Origin of the sequence: Jidongwangia harbinensis (assembly GCF_020216025.1) — a bacterium.
GTDB lineage: Bacteria > Actinomycetota > Actinomycetes > Mycobacteriales > Micromonosporaceae > Actinoplanes > Actinoplanes harbinensis.
Map to the genome: position 1 here is coordinate 1 of NZ_JAIWNC010000054.1, position 19,493 is coordinate 19,493.

General features: G+C 69.4%; 18 protein-coding genes. 11 read left to right on the top strand and 7 right to left on the bottom strand.

Annotated features, from left to right (window positions below; translation table 11 throughout):
• Positions 1-861: 861 nt before the first annotated feature.
• From LDL48_RS39235 to LDL48_RS39245, 3 genes are all read left to right on the top strand, one after another.
• Entirely contained in the window at positions 862-1,923 is a 1,062-nt protein-coding gene (locus tag LDL48_RS39235) for a hypothetical protein (protein ID WP_225260258.1), read from the top strand.
• Between the two features lie 35 nt (positions 1,924-1,958).
• On the top strand, positions 1,959-3,209 hold the full coding sequence (locus LDL48_RS39240) for a hypothetical protein (protein WP_225260259.1): 1,251 nt from the start codon (positions 1,959-1,961) through the stop codon (positions 3,207-3,209).
• Between the two features lie 94 nt (positions 3,210-3,303).
• Positions 3,304-4,173 (top strand): hypothetical protein, encoded by an 870-nt coding sequence (locus LDL48_RS39245; RefSeq protein ID WP_225260260.1) that lies wholly within the window; start codon positions 3,304-3,306, stop codon positions 4,171-4,173.
• A gap of 246 nt (positions 4,174-4,419) precedes the next feature.
• Here LDL48_RS39245 and LDL48_RS39250 read toward each other — a convergent pair whose 3' ends face one another.
• The 4 genes from LDL48_RS39250 to LDL48_RS39265 are packed head-to-tail and all read right to left on the bottom strand — an operon-like array spanning position 4,420 to position 7,787.
• A complete protein-coding gene (locus LDL48_RS39250; protein WP_225260261.1) occupies positions 4,420-5,628 on the bottom strand; it encodes an ABC transporter permease in 1,209 nt (402 codons plus the stop codon).
• The gene (locus LDL48_RS39255; protein WP_225260262.1) at positions 5,621-6,289 is read right to left on the bottom strand and encodes an ABC transporter ATP-binding protein; all 669 of its coding nucleotides are present in this window, start codon (positions 6,287-6,289) and stop codon (positions 5,621-5,623) included. The genes LDL48_RS39250 and LDL48_RS39255 overlap by 8 nt, the downstream gene beginning before the upstream one ends.
• On the bottom strand, positions 6,286-7,623 hold the full coding sequence (locus LDL48_RS39260; protein WP_225260263.1) for a peptidoglycan-binding protein: 1,338 nt from the start codon (positions 7,621-7,623) through the stop codon (positions 6,286-6,288). Before LDL48_RS39260 ends, LDL48_RS39255 begins: the two co-directional genes overlap by 4 nt.
• Positions 7,624-7,637: 14 nt before the next feature.
• Entirely contained in the window at positions 7,638-7,787 is a 150-nt protein-coding gene (locus LDL48_RS39265; RefSeq protein WP_225260264.1) for a hypothetical protein, read from the bottom strand.
• A gap of 603 nt (positions 7,788-8,390) precedes the next feature.
• Between LDL48_RS39265 and LDL48_RS39270 the strand changes: the two genes are divergently transcribed.
• From LDL48_RS39270 to LDL48_RS39285, 4 genes are all read left to right on the top strand, one after another.
• A complete protein-coding gene (locus tag LDL48_RS39270; protein WP_225260265.1) occupies positions 8,391-11,891 on the top strand; it encodes an nSTAND1 domain-containing NTPase in 3,501 nt (1,166 codons plus the stop codon).
• Between the two features lie 70 nt (positions 11,892-11,961).
• A complete protein-coding gene (locus tag LDL48_RS39275; RefSeq protein WP_225260266.1) occupies positions 11,962-12,165 on the top strand; it encodes a WD40 repeat domain-containing protein in 204 nt (67 codons plus the stop codon).
• 657 nt (positions 12,166-12,822) lie between these two features.
• Positions 12,823-13,254 (top strand): hypothetical protein, encoded by a 432-nt coding sequence (locus LDL48_RS39280; protein WP_225260267.1) that lies wholly within the window; start codon positions 12,823-12,825, stop codon positions 13,252-13,254.
• Positions 13,255-13,382: 128 nt separating this feature from the next.
• Complete coding sequence (locus LDL48_RS39285; RefSeq protein ID WP_225260268.1) at positions 13,383-14,135, top strand: hypothetical protein; 753 nt, start codon at positions 13,383-13,385, stop codon at positions 14,133-14,135.
• A gap of 329 nt (positions 14,136-14,464) precedes the next feature.
• Here the strand turns inward: LDL48_RS39285 and LDL48_RS39290 are convergent, their stop codons facing one another.
• The 3 genes from LDL48_RS39290 to LDL48_RS39300 all read right to left on the bottom strand — a co-directional run bounded on the left by LDL48_RS39290 (position 14,465) and on the right by LDL48_RS39300 (position 16,813).
• Entirely contained in the window at positions 14,465-14,794 is a 330-nt protein-coding gene (locus LDL48_RS39290) for a TraR/DksA family transcriptional regulator (RefSeq protein WP_225260269.1), read from the bottom strand.
• 278 nt (positions 14,795-15,072) lie between these two features.
• Entirely contained in the window at positions 15,073-16,452 is a 1,380-nt protein-coding gene (locus LDL48_RS39295; RefSeq protein ID WP_225260270.1) for an NAD(P)/FAD-dependent oxidoreductase, read from the bottom strand.
• Between the two features lie 61 nt (positions 16,453-16,513).
• On the bottom strand, positions 16,514-16,813 hold the full coding sequence (locus LDL48_RS39300; protein ID WP_225260271.1) for a DUF3040 domain-containing protein: 300 nt from the start codon (positions 16,811-16,813) through the stop codon (positions 16,514-16,516).
• A gap of 410 nt (positions 16,814-17,223) precedes the next feature.
• Here LDL48_RS39300 and LDL48_RS39305 point away from each other — a divergent pair, with 410 nt between their 5' ends.
• The 4 genes from LDL48_RS39305 to LDL48_RS39320 all read left to right on the top strand — a co-directional run bounded on the left by LDL48_RS39305 (position 17,224) and on the right by LDL48_RS39320 (position 19,469).
• A complete protein-coding gene (locus tag LDL48_RS39305; protein ID WP_225260272.1) occupies positions 17,224-17,442 on the top strand; it encodes a hypothetical protein in 219 nt (72 codons plus the stop codon).
• A gap of 60 nt (positions 17,443-17,502) precedes the next feature.
• Entirely contained in the window at positions 17,503-18,312 is an 810-nt protein-coding gene (locus LDL48_RS39310; protein ID WP_225260273.1) for a CBS domain-containing protein, read from the top strand.
• A complete protein-coding gene (locus tag LDL48_RS39315) occupies positions 18,309-18,467 on the top strand; it encodes a hypothetical protein (protein WP_225260274.1) in 159 nt (52 codons plus the stop codon). Before LDL48_RS39310 ends, LDL48_RS39315 begins: the two co-directional genes overlap by 4 nt.
• Positions 18,468-18,665: 198 nt before the next feature.
• The gene (locus tag LDL48_RS39320; RefSeq protein ID WP_225260275.1) at positions 18,666-19,469 is read left to right on the top strand and encodes a rod shape-determining protein; all 804 of its coding nucleotides are present in this window, start codon (positions 18,666-18,668) and stop codon (positions 19,467-19,469) included.
• Positions 19,470-19,493 lie beyond the last annotated feature (24 nt).

Below are 19,493 nucleotides of genomic sequence, written 5' to 3' on the forward strand. Positions count from 1 at the left end.
GGTCCCAGCGCCAGACTCAGAGACGGACTTCACTTCCAAGCACGCGTCGACGTCACGGGCACCCATCGAGGGTGGACACCCCCGACAAGCCCGATGGTGACGAGGCCGGCACGCCCGCACCAGCCCCCTCACCCGACCCAGCGACAACCGTGACCGGGCCGCCGGTTTCACGCCCAGCGTGATCAACCCGGGGGTTGTGAAGACTCAGAGGTTGCTCAGCATTGCCAAGAGGTGATCGCCCGGCGGGCCGCTGCGGCCATGTGACCGTTGACCCGGTGCAGCTGCTTCAAGTCACTCCGGCGGCGCCGCCGGAGTGTGTGAACGTTGAACACCGTAATACCACGCATGATGCTCGATATCTGATTCCTGACTGCGCGGCGAGTAAAAGCAGCTTCGGCGCTTCGCTACCCGTCTATAGCTGCAAGAGATCAATGTGTGGCCCTCGGAGCCGACCTCGGCCTCAGCGCGTGTCCGTCTTGGTAACCCCGGTATCGGCTCGCGACCGCCGCCGGGCGTGAGATGGCTTGCGTGCAAGTCGTGCAGGCCACCCCGGGCGCCAGTCGTACTGGCTGTCCCGTAACCGTGCACGTGCCTGGCGACACGCTCGTTCCCGAAACGCCAAATCGGTTCCGTGTACGGATGCTAGGTGGCGCATGTCACGCCAATTTTGTCCTATATGCGATTGCTCCATTGGTCCGCCGCTCAAGGGGGCACGCGGGTTCGATGCAGCGGACTTTGCCACCATCACGAGACGTTGACCGTCTGCTGTGGACTCCCTACGATCGGTGCTACCAACTATTGAGGGAGATCAATTTGAGAAGCCACAGAAAGCGCCTGGCCGTCGCCGCTTCATCCGTCCTATTGACCACCCTGTCCGTCGGTTTCGTCGACGGCAGATCAGCAGCGGCGGCCGAGAAAGAGGCGGTCGCGGTCGAGGTGGCGCGATTCGACCGCGCTGAGATCATGAGTTCGGCCATTCGGGGGTCGCAGTTGAAGAATGCGTCCCCCTCCACCCGCTCGCGAGTCAAGAGCCACCTGGAAGCTGCGGCTCGTCAGGGCCGGCTCCTAGCGGAATCTGAGGTGCAGGTCGCCACGCTGCCGGATCCCTTTATGAAGGACAAGACGATCGACCTGGTTTGGACCGGGCAGGCGGTTCCGCAGGAGACCCTGGTGGCGCAGGCTGATCACGGCGACGACGGTGTCCAGCTCGGCCTGGGTATCGCCATGGCGGAGGAAAAGTCGGGCACGCGGGACGACGTGGCGCCTTCACCAAAGAGCGGTTCCGGATACGGCGGTTTCAGCGACGTTCAGAACATGTACACCTACAGTAACGACTGCTTGACGGTGTGGTTCGACCCCCGTTATGTCGGCGGCCAACAGCACCAGTTGGTGTCTTGCTACGAGAAGATGGCTCAGTCCGGCACCCGGCACTGGATCTACAACCGTTGGGGAATGTTCACCGTGGGTCAAAACGGGTTCCCCGGCTTCCGCACAGAGGTCGTGGACTTCACACTTCGGTCACGGCCGTGGTCGGGTCAGGAATCGAAGGTCACCCGCCTAAACAAGTGGGTCCCCGAGGGCCCGACGACGAATTGCTCCACCACGTCGCCCGTGCAGATCGGCGGTGTCTACGGTGGCGTAACGGGGATGATCTCCATTCCGATCAACCAGTGCACGAACATCCGAGTATTCGCCAACAGCCCCACCAACAAGGCGATCGGAGTCGATTGGGACGGCGTCAACCGCAGCCAGGTTCGCCTCGACATCGCCGGTGACTTCGACGCCTCCGACACCCGGGTCGTGCCCACCTGGGCCGACTACAGCTGGGCCGAGGTGCACACCTGCCCGAACATCGGCGTCGCCTGCTCCGTCCACGGCCAGTACACGCAGGAGCTGTGGTCGCAGATCGATAGCGGCTGGTAATCACCATGCCGGACGCAAGTCCGCATGATCGGCGTGTGCTCGGCCCCGCCGACGCACGCCGATCCAGTGCGGTAACGGTCATTTTTCTCGCCCTGCTCACCGCGGTGATCGCAGGATGCACCTCCAACACCGACCGGCACCCTCCGGGCGCAGCGCCGGCCGTCACAGGAATCGTCACGCCGGGATGTAACGGCGCGCCCACCCGTGAGCCCTGCGACGAGATCGTCGTCGGCGAGCGGGTGATCCGGTACGCCCTCCTGCCGGCGAAGCAGGCTACTGCCGACAGCGTCCTCGTGGATTTGGGCGGTCCGGGACTTTCGGTCCTGTCGGGCACGCACCGACTAGCCGCGCTCAAGGAACGGTCCGGACGGCTCGGTTCGGCGTACAACTGGATCGTCGTCGAGGAGCCGTGGGTCACTGCCACGCTTGACGATCGGTGCGCCGCAGCTCTGAGCGCCTACTACGGAACTCTGTCCACGGCTCGTGGTAGCGCGGCGGCCACCGCGTGGCAGGTGCGCGGAAAGTGCGGGTTGGAATCTCCAACGGGACGCTGGGGGTTCGACCCTCGTGGTTACGACGAGATCGTGCACGGGATCGCCGGCAAGCATCGGCTGACGATCAACGGATTCGTCGGCCATTCCTTCGGCGCCGCGCGACTCGGCTATCTCTCCGGCACGGAATTACGCTGGGCGATCCTGTCCAAACCATTTCCCGTTGGCGCGTCCGCCGATGAAATCGTCGCGGCGCGTGCGGTTGCCGTCAAAAGCGCCACGGACGTGGGGAAGGAGCCGGCAACGGACAGCGGGATCTCGGCCTTCGACCTCGCTTCGGCCCAGGTTGGCCTCGGCCACCTCACCGGCGACGTCTACCAGGAGCAGCGCACCGCCGTACTGGAGCGGCACGACCGGACGGCCGCCCGCCGACTCTCCGACAATCTCTGGTTCCGGTACGGCGAGAACTCGATCGCACCGGCCCTACTGGCACAGTTCGAGGAGATCTGCCCACTCACGGGCCCCGTCACCGGCGACCGCTACGCAGCCGATGTGGAAGGTGTGCTCCGCGCCGCCTTCCTGCCCTGCGCCGCGAATCGGCCTTCGCCTCCGCCACCAGCGGCGGTGGGTAAGGTCTGCGTCATCACCAGCAACGCCGACACCGTCGCCCCGGCCCGGCTATCGCGCAAATACCTGGCCCTGCGTTACCCCACGGCGTCCTTCGTGGATCTCGACCGGTCGCCGCACACGTCAGACGACGGTCTCGCGCAATGCCACACCAGAGTCGATCCGTGACGGTCAACGGGCGAGGATCGGTCGATAGCGCGAGGCCATGGGAGCCGGCGATGGAATACTGGCGTCCTGCCCCGGGCGGAAGGATGGGCTATCTATGCCGATCAATTATCTCTACGTTGCGCGTGATGACAGTACGACCATCGTCTCCCGGCGGCGCATTACGGTGACGGGTGTCGGCACAAGGACGTCACGGTGGGGCGGGCTGGAAGAAACCGTCTCCGTGCGACAGTCCCTACTGCCCGCCGTCACGCCGGGCCGAGCCGCCGCGGTCGTGGTGCCGCCGGGATTGACCGCTGGAGCGTTGTGGCTGGCGGGGGTAGGAACAGAGCTGGTGGTCGGCGCTGGCGCGGCGGTCTTCCTGGCCGGCGCCTACCTAACGCCGTGGCTGGCGAGACTCAGGCCGGCGGCGAAACGGGACGGTGGGCAGGGGGACAAGCCTTTCCGCACGCTGTTTGACCGGCCGGAGCAGCAGCTGTTCGAGCAGACGCTGGACGTGGCGAGGCGGATCACCGAGACCTGGCCGGACCTTTCCGGGCTCGTTGACCACCGCGATGCAGTGTGGGCGCTCAATCAGGCCCTCTGGGACATGGCGGATCTACTATCCGCGCATCAGGGGGTCCGGCGGATCGCTGAGGCTCTCGAGGCGCAGGGTACCGGGGATACGCCGATCGCGGACGCGGTGTCGCACAACCTCGCCGACCAATTGACGACGGCGCGGGAGCGCCTGCGACGGCTCAACCACGAAGTGACATCGCGGATGATGGCCTTGGAAGCCGCCGAATCGGCCGGTCGCCGCTTCATTCGTGAGATTCGGCTGATCCAGACGCTCCGTGAGACCGCCCAATCACTCAGCACAGAGCCGGCCGAACCGATGACCGACACCGGCGCCGAACTGGCGGAGCAAACCACGGCGGTGATCGATGCCTACCGCGAACTCTCCCCCGACTTCAACCCGCGGCAGTGAAGCACCAAACCGGACAGCGGGACCGCGCCCGCAGTGATCACCGTGCTGGACGGACCAAGGTGTACCGCGTCGCCCGGACGCGATGCGGCGGCTGCTGTCTCGAGCGGTGTGGGACGCGGAGGCCGTCCGTGACGACGTGCGAGTCCTGGTCGTACAGCGCCTCGGCCGTTGCCGCCGGACGTGACCGACAACCAGGTGCTGTACGACCTGAGAGTTGCCGTTGGTCAGAACGCGACGCGGCCGGGCTCACCGGCGCAGCGCGGCGGCCGGCTCGATCCAGGCTGCGCGCAGCGCTGGGTATACGCCGGCGACGAGCCCCACGCCGGCGCCGATGGCCGGGGCGGCGGCCACGGTCCACGGGGCCAGCACGGCGGTCCAGTCCCGCAGCACGGCGGTGCCGACCACCGCGGCCACGGCGACGCTGCCCCCGACCAGGCCGCCGAGTAGGCCCAGTGCGGTTGATTCGGTGAGGAACTGGGTGGCGATGTGTACCGGCCGGGCGCCCAGACAGCGGCGCAGGCCGATCTCGTTGGTGCGTTCCAGGACCGCGACCAGGCTCGTGTTCGCGATCCCGACCGCGCCGATCACCAGCGAAATACCGGCGAGCAGCAGGAACAGCGAGTTGAGATCGCTGGTCACGTCGGCGCGCAGCGACTGCGGGTCGGGCGGCGCGGTGACTTTGAACCGCTCGGGCGCGTCCGGCCGCAGGGCGAGGGCGGCCTGCGACGCGACTAGCGCGGCGGCGCCGAGCCGCGTCTCGATCAGCATCTTCGCCCGCTGCTCGTGCGGCGGCTGGTACGCGCGTAACGCGGTCCCGGTCGGGATGATTACCGAGAGCAGCAGGTCCGGCATTCGCTGGACGTCGTCGATGATGCCCAGCACGGTGTACGGGGTGTCGTTGACGAACACGGCGGGGTGTCCGTCCAGACGTGTGATCCCGAGCCGGTCGGCCGCCGCCGCACCGAGCACCGCGACGTTGTCCCCGCGGTCGGCGTGGAAACGGTCGTAGAGCCGGCCGGCCCGCAGCGTCGGGCGGGCAGCGGCCAAGGCGGACGGTTCCGCGGCGACGAATGCGAGCTCTTCCTGATTGGCCGGCGCACCGGGCGTGGCGGCGAACCGCGGTGCGGATGGCGACACCGGCCAGTACACACCGGCATGCCGCACTCCGTTCAGCCCGGCGATCCGCGCCGCGGCATCCGCCGGGAAGGAAGCGGCGGTGTCTGCCGGGTCGGCCCCGCCGATGTCTTCCACGGTCACCTCAGTGGCAGCCAGGGCCGTGAACCGCTGGTCGATCTGCCCGGCGGCGGTGGCGGTCAGCCCGAGGATCGCCACGAACGCCCCGGTGCCCAGCACCGTGCCGAGCATGGTCAGCACCGACCGGGCCGGCCGCTGCGCCAGGCCGGCTAGCGCCTCACCGAGCAGGTCGCGCGGCGATGGCCGGGGGCTCTTACTCATGCAGGACCCCGTCCCGGATGGTGAGGGTACGCTGGCCGCGCGCCGCCACCTGCGGGTCGTGTGTGATGACCACGAGGGTGAGGCCGTCGGCGCACAGGTTGTCGAGCAGTTCGAGCAGGTTCTCGGCGGTCGCGGAGTCCAGGTTGCCGGTTGGTTCGTCACACAGCAGCAGGCTCGGCCGCTGGGCCAGGGCGCGGGCGATCGCGACGCGCTGGCGTTCGCCGCCGGACAGGACCAGTGGCAGCGCGTCCCGGCGGTGCGCCAGGCCGACGCGGTCCAGGGCCTCGACCGCGGTCATCGCCCGCTGCCGGCGGGGGACGCCCGCATACAGCCGGGCCAGCGCGACATTCTCCGTCGTGGTCCGGTACTGCAGCAGGTGAAACGACTGGAAGACGAACCCGATCCGCTGCCCACGCAGCGCCGCGCGCTGCCGCTCGCGCAGCCGGCTGACGTCGACGCCGTCCAACTCGTACACGCCCTCGGTGGGTCGGTCCAGCAGCCCGGCGACGTTCAGGAACGTCGACTTGCCGGAGCCGGACGGGCCGACCACGGTGACGTACTCCCCAGGCTGGACCGTCACGCTGGCATCGCGCAGCGCCCGCACTGGAGGTGGCCCCGGGTAGGTCAGCCCCACTCCGGTGAACGAGATCACCGGCGTCATCCGCTGATCACCACCCGGTCGCCGTCCCGCAGCCCGCCATCCACCGGCGCGACCTCCACGAACCCGTCGCCGGAGACACCGGCGCGGACCTCGACCCGGCGCGCCGCACCGGTACCGGACAGCACCGACACGGTCGTGCGCCCGTCGGCGCCGGCGGATACCGCGGACAACGGCACCACCAGCACGGCGGCCGTGGTGCGGGCCGCGGTCAGCGTCACCCGCACGTCGCTGCCCAACCACGGCGACGGCAGCGGCTTGTCGGAAGTCACCGTCATGGGGTGGTACGCGGCCTCAGCTCCCCCTTCGGAGCGGCCCTCGGCGACCGAGGCGGTCAGCGTGCCCACCCTGTCGACCCGTCCAGTTGCCCGCTGGCTCCGCGTCTCGGCGGTCAGCCGCGCAGGCATACCCGGCCGGACCAGAGCCACCTGGTCCAGCCGCAGCTTCACGATCACCTGGAGTGGCCCGGCAGCGATGGTGACCAGCGACCCCTTCACCTGATCGCCCACCCGGGCCGCCAACGCGGCCACCCGGGCCGGGAAGACCGGGATGAACACGAACTCGTTCAGCGGCAGCATCGGACCGGTGTGCGCAACCAGATCGGCCTCCTTGCGCTCGGCCCGGGCCAGCAGGTCCTGCGCCCGCGCCAACTGCTGGGTGAGCGGCTGCTCGCCCGGCGCGGCGGTCTCGTCCGCGGCGATCCGCCGCCGCAGCCCATCGACGTCCCGCCGGGTGCTCCCCACGGCGTCCGCGGCCGCGTCGAGCGCCTCCATGTCGCCCCGGCCGCCGAGCCCGCCCGTGTCTGGAACGTCGTAGCCCAACCGCGCGTAGAGGCGCCGCACCGCGGCCTTGGTACCCGGGCCGAACACCCCCGCGCGATCGCCGCCGGTGTTCAGGCCGAGCCGGCGGAGGGCGGTCTGGGCCTGCCGCACGTCCGAGCCGGAGTCCCCCGGCTTCAGGTCACGGTACGCCGGCACGGCTCCGGCCAGCGCGATCACCGGCCGGCCCGACACGGCCAGCAGGACCCGGCCGAGCCGGACCTCGTCGCCGGGGCGCACCCGTACCGCCGTCACGACCTGGATGGTGGCGCCCTGCGCGGCGACCGGGCTGACTTCGATCGTGGTGGCCGGGGCCACCTGACCGCGGGTCACCAGCGTGCTCTCCAGCACCCGCCGCTCCACCACCGAGGTGATCAGCGACGGTTGCGGCGCGCGGGCGCTCGTCGCCATCTGCTGCGGTGACCGCACGAACGTCGAGGCGACCAGGCCGCCGGCGGACAGGATGGCGCTGCCGATCGCGACCACCAGAACGCCGCGCCGCCCGCTTCGCACCATCATCGCCTTCTCACCCGTCAGCCGGCTGTGACGACGTTGCGCAGCACCGTGTCGTGGTATTCCTTAACCGCCTGCAGACGGGTGGCGTTCTCGTCTATCGCCCGCTGCTGGTACGCCACCTCGGCGGCGTACCAGACGCCCACCAGATTGGTGTCTCGAAGTCGCATCGGTTCGCTCATCAGTCCGACTCACCGGCCGATGAACCCGCGGCGCCGTTGATGGTTGTCGGCGGACGGGCGGCGAGTAGTCGTCAAGACCCGTGGTCGGCGTGTCAGGCGACTTGCTGATCACGTCCTGATTCGTCAGGATCGCCCGACTGACGAGCTTGCCCTTCTCGAACCGTGCGCCGGCGTGGCGCAGACGCCAGGGCAGCGTGGCTGAAGGTACTGCCGCAGCGCCAGAAGCACCTGACGCAGGACCAGGTATCCGATGGAGATCGTCCGCGTCGTCCCGTGCCCATCGGGAGTCCGGTACGCCGACCACAACTGCTCCGCTGGCATGAATCCGACTTCATCGATGCCCTCGGCCCCTTCTCGCGCGATGCTGGTCCCGGCGTGACTGATTGATGTAAGTGGATGTGAGGGGCGATGCCGCGTCCAGAACGTTCGGTGGATCCTGCTGCCGGCCCGGTGCAGATGCTGGCCACAGAGCTTCGTGACCTGCGCCGACGGGCAGGGAACCCAGGATACAGGGAGCTTGCTTCCGAGGCTGGCTACTCGGTCGCGGCATTGGCCAATGCCGCCGGGGGCCGGCATCTGCCGAGCTTGCCGGTGACGTTGGCGTTCGTCCGGGCGTGTGGTGGTGACCCGGTTGTCTGGGAACGGCGGTGGCGGCAGGCGTCGGCCGAGTGGGCGGCGTCGCAGGGCAACGGCGTACGGCGGCAGTCCTCGGCAGCGGACGAGCGTCCGCCTTATCTTGGACTGGTCGGTTACGGCGTGGAGGACGGGGACCGCTTCTTCGGGCGGCGGCGGATCCTGGCGCAGTTGGTGGAGATGCTGGAGCGGCACCGGTTCGTGGCGGTGTTCGGCGCTTCCGGCAGCGGTAAGTCCTCGCTGCTGCGGGCCGGCCTGATCCCCGCGATGCAGAGCGGCGGCCCGGCCGGCGACAGTGGCGCCCACGTCTTGTTGATTACCCCGGGTGGCGAACCGCGCAAGGCGCTACGGGAGGCGCTGGAGCAGGCCCAGGCCACCGCCGCGGTGCTGCTGGTGGTGGATCAGTTTGAAGAGCTGTTCACGCTGTGCCGCGACCCGGTCGAACAAGACGCCTTCATCGCCGAGCTGGCGACCTCGGTCGTCGACGCGGACGCGGCGGAGGGCGCCGAGCCGCGGATGCGGGTCGTGATCGGGGTCCGCGCTGATTTCTACCCCCGCTGTGCGGAGTCTGCCCCGTTGGCCCGGCTGCTCGCCGGGGCCAACCTGCCCGTGGGCCCGTTGGCTCTGGATGAGCTGCGCGAAGTAATCACCGAGCCGGCCCGGCACGCCGGGTTGAGTGTCGAACGGGCGTTGGTGACCAAGATCGTGGCGGAGGCCGAGGGGCAGCCGGGAGCCTTGCCGTTGGTCTCGCACGCGTTGCTGGAGACCTGGCGGCAACGCCGCAGCGAGGTCCTGACGGTGGCCGGGTACGAAGCCGCCGGCGGGATGAGCGGTGCGATCGCCCAGACCGCCGAGTCGGTCTACCAGGGCCTGGACGAACGCGACCGGGAAACGGTCCAGCAGGTACTGACCCGGCTGGTCACCCTCGGCGAGGGCGTCCCGGACACCCGACGCCGAGTCCGGCGTGACGAGTTGGACCAGCCCGAGGTGGACGCGGTGCTCGCCAAGCTGGCCGGCGCGCGTCTGGTGGTGCTTGGCACTGACACCGTCGAGATCGCGCACGAGGCCCTGATCAGGGCATGGCCCCGGCTGGACGACTGGCTGCACGCCGACCGGGACGAGCTTGCGCTGCACCGCCAGCTCACCGAAGCGAGCCTGATCTGGCTCTCTCATGACCGCGACAGCGGCGCGCTCTACCGCGGCGCGCCGCTAGCGGCGTGGGATGGGCGCAGTTTGCAGCGTCTCAATGCCCTGGAACGCGCGTTCCTCACCGCCAGCCGCGAACGCCAGGTCCGTGAGATGACCGCCCGGCACCGCCGCGTCCGGCTCGCGTTGACCAGTCTGACCGCGGGTGTGGTGTTGATGAGCGTGCTGGCCGCCATCGCCGGGGTCCAGGCTCGTCGGGCGAACGAGCAGCGAGACCTTGCCCGCTCCAGCCAGCTGGTGGCGAACGCGCGTGATCAGCTGCAGGTCGACCAGGAGCTGGCCGTGCTGCTGGCCCGGGAGGCGTACGACACCAAGCCGACCGCCGAGGCGGCCGCGATGCTGCGCCAGACGGTGATCGATTCCCGGATGCGGGCCCGGCTCGACCCGGGTCAGCAGCAGGTCTTCGGCGTGGCCTACAGCCCGGACGGCCGGCGGGTGGCCAGCAGCGGCGCCGACGGCACGGTCCGGGTCTGGACGATGCGGGGCCCGGACGAGTTCGCCCCGGAGCCGCGCGTGCTGCGTGACCACACGGGCTACGTCCGGATCCCGGCGTTCAGCCCTGACGGCCGCTACCTCGTGGCCGGCGGGGTCGACGGTCTGGTGACCGTGCAGGACCTGACCACCGCCACGTCCCCGCTGGTGCTGCGTGGTCACGGCGGCGAGGTCTCCGCCGTCGCGTTCAGCCCGGACGGACGGCTGGTGGCCGGCGCCGGCAACGACGGCACCGTGCGGATCTGGGATCGCCCGAGCCGGAACCCGCAACCGGTCCGCGTCCTGCCGCTCGGCAACGGTCCGGCCCGGTCGGTGACCTTCAGCCCGGACGGCGTCCACCTCGCCGCGGGCAGCGGCGACGGGCCGATCCGCGTCTGGAATCTGGCCGCGGCCGCACCACCCGCGGTGCTGACCGGCCACGAGGGCACCGTGTGGAGCGTCGCCTACAGCCCCGACGGGCGGCTGCTGGCCAGCGCGAGCGCCGACCAGACGATCCGGATCTGGCCCTCCGCCGGAAACGAGCCGCCGCGGGTCCTTCGCGCCGACGACGGCACCGTCGAAACAGTCGCCTTCAGCCCGGACGGCAAGAGGCTCGCCAGCGGCCACAGCGGCAGCGACACCATCCGGGTGTGGAACACGATGGCGGGCGACGGTGAGGACCCGCTGCTGATCCACGGTCACCACGGGCCGGTGTGGAGCGTCGCCTTCAGCCCCGACGGCGGGCGGCTGCTGAGCGGAAGCGGCGACGGCACCCTGCGGCTCTGGGACCCCGCCTACCCCGGCGATCCTGAGGTGCTCCGCGGCCACAGCGGGGCGGCGTGGAGCGTGGCGGTCAGCGCCGACGGGAACACCATCGCCAGTGGCGGCGCCGACAATACGGTCCGCGTGTGGCGAGGCGCCGGTCGGCCTGATCCGCTGGTGCTGAAGGGCCACGACAAGGAGGTCCTCGCGGTGGCGCTGACGCGGGACGGCCGCCGCGTGGCGAGTGCTTCGCGGGATCAGACCGTACGGGTGTGGGACACCGCCAGCGGCGCCCCCGTCGCCGTGCTGCGCGGCCACCCGAAGGTCGTCTGGGGCGTGGCGCTCAGCCCCGACGGGCGGCGGGTGGCCAGCGGCGGCGGCGACGAGGCCGTACGGATCTGGGATGTCGACGGCGGCGGCGCTCCCGTCGTCCTCAAGGGGCACGAGGCCTCCATCCGGGGCGTCGCCTTCAGCCCGGACGGCCGGCAGGTGGCCACCACCAGCCAGGACACCACGGTGCGCCTCTGGAACGCCGACGGCCGCGGGGAGCCCGTCGTGCTGCGCGGGAGTCCGGGCCTGGTCTGGACCGCTGTCTATGCACCGGACGGCCGGACGATAGCCACCGGCGGCGACGACGGCGCGATCCGGATATGGGACATCAACGGAAAGGAACCGCCCCGGATGTTGCGGGGGCACCGCGGACCGGTCTGGAGCGTGGCGTTCAGCCCCGACAACCGGCAGATCGTCAGCGCCGGGCACGACGGCAGCGAGCGGATCTGGGACGTCGCCACCGGGGACGAACTGGTCGCCCTGCGCGGCCACGGCACCTTCGTCGAACAGGCATCCTTCGGTCCCGGTGAGACCATCGTCTCGGCCCACGGCGACGGCACCGTCCGGATTACCCGCTGCGAGGTTTGCGGGCCGATTGACCGGGTTCGAGCCATCGCGGACGCTCACACCACCCGTACCCTCAGTGCCGACGAACGACGCACCTACCTGCACGAACAGGGCGGCTCCTAGCGCCAGCAGCGGCCAGGACAACGACGGCGTACGGCTCTGGCAGACCACGACCGGCCGGGAACTGGTAACCATGCGCGGCCACGGCGCCTCGGTCCAACAGGTCAGGTTCACCCCCGACGGCCGACCCGCCACCGCGCACGGCGACGGCACCGTCCGAATCTGGCAATGCGAAGCCTGCGGGCCGATCACCGAAGTCCGCACCGAAGCGAGCGCCCTGACCACTCGGGCCCGCACCACCGAAGAACGCGACGCCTTCGTCCTTCAAACCCCGTGACCTGCAGTTGTTTACCTCCACACGGGACTACTAAACAACATCGCCGCCAGGTTCGCTAAGAGCCAGCACCCGAAACAGCGGATGCGGAACATGCGACGTCCCGGGTGAACGCGCAGAACGGTCACACTCGAGAACGGGGAACGAATGATCAGAACGTGGGCACGAGTGGCCGCCACAACGGGGTGCGGTCACCGCCATGGGTCGAGCCATGTCCGTCCTGGCCGGCGTCGCGCTGCTGGAGCAGGGGACGGAGAGTCCCGCCGCAGCGGCACGGGCGCCCGGTAGCGAGCATCGGTAGGCACGTCGGGCGGGCCTTGCCGGGCCATCAATGCGCCTGCGCCGGGTCCTCGTGAAGCTGCCGCAGCTCAGCTGCCAGTCGCGCGACCGGGGCCGTCGAGTCGTCCAGGGGTCGTTCCGGCCTCGGCATCCCGACCTCCCCGTTACGCCGACGACATCCGTCGTCAATGTCGCTGCGTTGTCCAGCGTTGGTTGGCTGACGGCCCCGAGTAAGGGGCCAGACAACTCTAACGCCGCTGGACAGAGGTCTCGGCACACGGACTGGGACGCAGCGAAGAGAAGAAATCGCCGTCCATGTCAGTAATCGATGGTCCCTCGGCATTCGACCGAAATGGGACAAACCAAAGGAGGAAAGTCCACATGAGAAGAATCATCCGGATCTTCGTCGTCGCGGGCGTCATGGCTGCCGGGGCCCTCTCCGCGGCGTCACCTGCCCAAGCCGACGACTACTGCCCTCGGGGCTACCACTGCCTCTTCATTCTCGACCTGGGGAGCGCCCAGAAGAACTTCTTCAACAGCGACCCGGACTTCCGCAATGACTACTTCCCGAACAGCGGGTCGGTTGACAACAACTCGGAGGCGGTGAGCAACCACAGCACCAACAACGCGTACCGCACCCAGTTGTACTACGGGTACAACTACTCGAACCCCAACTTCTGCGTGAACCCGGGCGGAGAGGTCAGAAACACGTTTCTCTACAACGACGGCATTGCCGGAAACTACGTCGGGGAAGCCAACGAGAGCGGCTCGCTGCGTCTGATCGCCGGCTCCTCCTCGGCATGCCTAGGCTGACCCGGATACGCCCGTCCGGCGGTGATCTCAAGCCGCCGGATCGGCCCGCTGCCACTCTCACGATCGCCCTCGCCGCGGGTCTCATGATGACCGGTTGCGGAGCGCCCTCCTCTCCCAGCGGCGCGCCGATGCGCTACCCGGTGCCACCCATCTACGAGATCTACGTTCCGGAACCGGCGGCGCAGCTCATCGCGCAGGCCGAGAACCAACTCGTTGGGCAGTGCATGACACGCCAAGGATTCCGCTTCGAGGCCGATCCTCCCAACGCCGAATCCGAGCGCCCAACGCCCTTCGGCTACGAGGAACTACCACCGAGCACGCCCCTGGAAACAGTTTCAAGTGAAACGGCACCTACGACGGACTCGTCCGCCGGACCGGCCGGGTATGAACGAGCGCTACAGGGCGACCACGAGCGCAGGCTGACCATCGAAGTCGAAGGCATGAAGGTGTCCGCGCCCGCCGACGGGTGCCGCGCCGAGGCTCAGCGGCGACTCCGGGGCAACTCGCGGGTGGAATGGATGCGGCTGCGGATCGAACTCTTCCGGATCGAGAATCGCGCGCTACAGAGCCTGGAGCATGACACGCGGGTGCGGGCCGCCACCGAACGCTGGCGAGCCTGCGTTAACGAACTCGGCTTCACCTGGTCTAAGCCAACCGAGGTGCAGGACAGCCTGCCCATCGGCGCCGACCCGCGCAGCCATCCGAGCACACTTGCCGACCTCAAGTGCAAATATCGGACCAACTATCTGCCTGACGCCTACGCAAGCCTCGGCGAAGCCCAGCGGCGGGAACTTGGGCCGGAGCCAACAGCCCTGAGCCGGTGGCGCGAACTATTCGGTGCCCAGGAAGCTGCGGCGCGCCAGGTTCTTCAAGGCAGGTAGGTGGATGCGGATGTAGATCCAGCTCGACCAGGTCCAGAACCGCACGCTACGCAGCCTGGCGGAGAAAGCGCGCTGCCGGCGGGCACCGATCCGCGCACGTACCCGGGCACACGACCTCCCGGCTCCGCTGCGACACCCCGGCGCCTCGCCCGCAAAGCCCTGCGGATCCTCGCCTACGGCATCCTCACCGGCGCGGCCACCACCGCCGGTAAGGCCGCCATGGACATCGTGATCACGCTGATCCACCATCACGGACCCGCGAAGCGCTCGGCCAATTGCTGGATTGCGGTTGCCGTGCCGCACACCACGGCACGGCAGTCCCGCCTACGTCACCCGTTGGCCTTCTCCTGGCACGGCACGCAGAAACGGGCGTGCGGAAGAATCTCAAGGCGCTCCATGGGAATGTTGCGCTCACACCTCTCGCAGGTGCCGTAGGTGCCCTCGGCGATCCGGTGCAGCGCACCGGTGATCTGCTCGATATTGCGTCGGGTGGCGACCAGCAGCTCAGCCCGGTTGTGGGCCTCCCCGGGGTCGCCGGTGTCGGCGTTGAGCTCGGTCAGTTCTCGCAGCCGGGAGGTCTGTGTGGCGAAGTCATCCGCCAAGGATGCTCGCAGGTCAGCCAGCCGGCTGTGGTCGACAGTTCGGTGGTCGATGCTCATGGGGTGCCTTTCGAGGGAGCGGAAAAAGAAAAAGGGCCGAAGCTGAATGGCTTCGCCCTGGCGGTCGTTCTGGAGTGCAACGACTCTGCGGGAGGGCCTCGGCCGGTTCGCACCAGACTCGACATCCGCGCCGGAACCATGCGACCCGCCGCCGTCGCACCGCGGGCAGCACCGAATGCCGCCACCTGAGTGACGGCAGGCGAGCAGAACGTCACCGGCGGCATGACCCCACCATAGGGTGATACCCGCCGTAAAACCAAAGACGCCCCGGGCGGCAGTCAGCGCAGCGGGTCGAACGGCCCCAGTTCGGGCGGCGCCTCACCCTTGATCACAGTCTGAGCCATCAACTGCCCGGTGACGGGGCCCAACGCGATGCCCCACATGCCGTGCCCGCCAGCGGCGAACACCCGCGGTGCGGCGGTCGGGCCGGCCAGCGGTAGCCCGTCCGGGGTGCACGGGCGAGATCCCACCCATTCGTCATGGCGGTCGTTGAGGTCCACGCCTGCCAGGAATGGGCGCACGGCGTCGACGATTGCGGCAATCCGCCGGGGATCCAGGGCATCGCCGGGACGCCGGAACTCCATCATCCCGGCCACGCGCAGTCGCTCGCCCAAGGGCGTGCAGGCCACCCGCTGCTTCGGGAAGTACAGCGGCCCGGCTGGCATCCGTTCGGTCCCGACGCTGAAGCTGTAGCCGCGACCGGCCCGCACCGGCTGCCGCACCCCGAACGCCTCGGTCAACGCGCCGAGGACGGCGCCGGTGGCGACCACGACAGCGTCATGCTGAACTCCCTCACCGGACCCGAACACCACGCGCACCCCGCCGGATCCGTACTCCAGAGCGGTCACGTCGGCGCCTTCGGCGATCCGACCGCCGCGATCCCGTACCGACTCGGCCATGGACCGGAGGAAATCCGGCGGGTGCAGATAGCGCTGCCCGCGGATCTCCACGGCGGCACCGACCCGGCCGGTCAGCGCCGGTTCGAGAACCCGCGCCCGCCGTCCGGAGACCGGTTGATAGCTGACGGCCTGGCCGGCGGCGGCGATCTGCTCCAACTCGGCCAGCAGAACGCGGGCGTCGCGGTCGCGAGCGAAGCAGGCCAGAAAGGAACCCGCCCTCTTCGTCGGCGCGGTCACGCCGCCGGCTGCCAGTACGTCGAACGCCTCCAGCGCCCGTTCATTGAGCGGCACGTAGGCGCTCATGCCACGCCGCCACTGACGAGCCGTGCTGTGCCTCGCAAACGTGACGAGGAACCGCAACAGGTCGCGGTCCGCGCGGATCGGCAGATACACCGGTGACCGAGGGCTCAGCACCGCCCGTAGCCCGTACCGCAGCACTGCCGGTTCCGGCAGCGGCGCGGTCAGCGCCGGCGTCAGCCACCCGGCGTTGCCCCAGGACGCGCCGGCACCCACGTGGTCCCGCTCGTACACCGTGACCCCCACGCCGGCCTCCTGCAGGAACCAGGCGGTGGACAGACCCACCATCCCCGCCCCGATGACGGCGACCTCGTTCGGCGACGCGTGGCCTTGATAAACGGAAGACATGCCGCTCCTCATCTCTGCGGTTACGCCAGCCCCCCACCTTGATCGCGCGCGGACCTGTCCGACAGTGCACGCAACCGGCCGATCTACGACCCGCATCCTGCTGGCGACCGGCAACCGACCAACCGTTCCGGGACACGCGGACGCTGCCTGCGGGTCGAGCGCATCAGGCCGGGCGTCAACGGGTCTTGTCGTCGCGAAGGGCTCGGCGGTCGGTGTCGGGCGGCGCGGCCCACCAGGTGATGCCGACACTGATGGCGGACAGGCCGACAACGACCAGAAGTGCACTCTCCAGCAACCATGCGGAAAGCAGCGCGAGAACGCCGACGATCAACCAGCCTCCGACGATCTCGCTGCGCCGAGTGAGCTGACGGTTCGGCCACCGGCTATCGCGGAATTGCTGCACGAGCGCGGGATCGTCCTGCTGGAGGCGCATCTCGATGGCGGTTAACGTCTGCTGTTCTGCGTCGCTGAGCATGGTCCGCCCTTCCCGGTTTCGGTCGGCACCGCACGGGTGGTGACCTGGCGTGCCGTTCACTGCTTCAAGCATTCGGAGGGACGCCGGGCACGGAAAGGCGCGGCAACGGTCAATACCTCGAGGCGGCGTTGCCGGTCCTCGGCAATGGGGTTAGTCGCTGCCGACGCCCCCTTTATGGATCCGGTACCAGATTGAGCCCGGCTTTGCCGACGATCGGCAATCTGTACGCGTCGTCCTTGTCCACCGTGGCACTGCCGCAACCAGGACGTGCGCGGCGAGAATGAAGGCCAGCCCGCAGTCGTTGCAGCCGTTACCCAACGGCGCCGGCGGGACCATCGACCAGCTCACGAATTCGTGGTCGACCACGCCCGTTGTGGCATAGCGGATTCCGACCGAGGAAGGAGATCAACATGCGGATATTGAAGTCTCCGTTTGCGTTGGCCACCGCAGTCGCCGCCGTCCTTGCCGTAGCAGGAATCCTCCTGGTGCGGCGCGGCGCGGTCGACGCGCTGTTTCTGATCGTCGTCGTAGCCGGATTGGCCGGCATGTACAAGCTTCGGCGCTACGCCCGGGCCAGGCTGCTCTACCGCCGCGACCGCGCCGAGCCGCATCCGACGGGGCACCGCTAGACGCTGCTTGCCGACGCGCGCTGCGCAGCCCCGCAGACCAAACACGAATGGAGGAACGCCATGACGACCTGGCGGGTACAGGACGTGATGACCACCGAAGTGATCACCGCCCCCGAGGACGCATCGATTGCGGAGATCGTCACCCTGCTCAACGATCGGCAGATCACCGCCGTACCGCTCACCGACAAGTTCGACGTCGTGCTCGGCGTGGTTTCCTGGACCGACCTGCGCGACAAGATCGACGTCGGAGCGCCGGAGGATTCCCGGACCGGCTGGTGGGCTCGCTCGGCGCCACTGTCGTCGGCGCAGTGGCCGGAGGGCACCGCCGCGGCGGTGATGAGCGCACCGGCCCTGACCATCGGCGCGGACACGTCGCTGTCGGCCGCCGCCCGGGTGATGTACCGGCGCGGCGTCGGCCGGTTGTTGGTCGTCGACCGCGACAACCGGCTGCACGGCATCGTCACCAGATCGGATCTCTTGAAGGTGTACTCCCGGCTGGACGCCGTCATCCGTGACGAGGTGGTGCAACGGGTACTGCTCGACACGCTGCGGATCCAGCCCGGAGCGGTGCAGGCCACGGTCGAAGAGGGTGTCGTCACCCTGACCGGGCGCACGGAGCGCAGGACGACCGCCGTCGCCGCTGCACGGCTGACCGCGGCGGTACCGGGCGTCACCGACGTCGTCAACCAGCTCGCCTTCGATGTCGACGACACCCTCGCCACCGCGCCGGCGCCCCGGCCGGCCGAGCGTGACCCGCTCCGCGGCTGGTGGACCGGGCGCCGTCCGTTCCGGTCCGGTGAGGGCACGGCCAAGGACCGGATCGCCGGCCACGACCGGCGGATTCTGGCCGGATCGGCCGGTTCGTCATGACCACGCTGGCGACGGACCGGCCACCACCGCCGATGGCATCGCGGCCGGGGCAACCGCCGGACACCGACGACGACTCCGGTGTCCAGGGCCTCGACATCGTCGACGAGTGGGGTAAGCAGTCGTTTCCGGCCAGCGACCCGCCCGCCAACTGGTGACCGAACCAGCGTTGGACGAGAGGTGTTTCCGACGTTCGGCAAGCAACGAGGTGGTTCATCGCCGGCGCCGACCGTGGCCGGCGACGGGATACCGCGGCGATGCTCTGGAGCGGGCGTGCGCTCTCAGCACGCCTCCGTAAGGCACAGTCGCCCGCCGTCACGCCCGACATCGTGGCGCGCCAGCTGAAAGGAACCGGTATGACCTCGCCCGCGAGACCAGCCGTCCCTGCCCCGCCCGCCCGGCAGCATCGGGCGACCGGCCGTCGGACGACGTCGCCGACGACGCTCGCGGTAGACCTCGGCAGCTGCACCATCGGGGTGTGGGCGGCACGCCGCGGCACGGTCAGCGGCCCATGTGGCGATACGTCAGCCTCGGTCGGCTCGCTGGTACGCCGGGGCCGAGTCGTCGACATCGACGGCTGCATCACCCTGCTGTCGCAACTCGCACGCCAGTACCCGGAGCCGGTACCCCCGGGCGGGGTGGTGGTGGCATGCCGGCCGGTCCTGGCCACCGACGCCGACCAGGACGGCACCCGCCGCGTGCTCGACGCGGTCTTCGCGCCCACCCGGCTCCTGTTCATCGACACCGTCCGCGCTGCCGCCATCGGTTCCGGCGCCCATGCCGGAACCCTGCTGGTCGTCGACGTCGGCGCCGAACTGACCGAGGTCGCCCTGCTCCAGGACGGCCGCGTCATCGCCGCCCGCCGCACCGAGATCGGCACCCGGGACGTCAAGCGCGGCGCCACCGTGGACCTGATCAGCGACAACGTTCTACGCCACGTCGACGACCTACGCGCCGGGTCCGACGCGCTTGACCTACGAGCCGCGGGCGCGCGAGGCGTTCTGCTGGTGGGCGACGGCGCCCTGTATCCCGGGTTGGCGCCGGCCATCTCCGGCATGCTGCGGGTACGCGTCCACCGTGCTGCCGCCCCACGCACCGCCGCCCTCAACGGCGCCGGCCTGGCAGCAATGTCTCTCCTGCGCCACCCCGCGGTGGCCTGAGCGGCCGGACCGGGCCCGGACCAG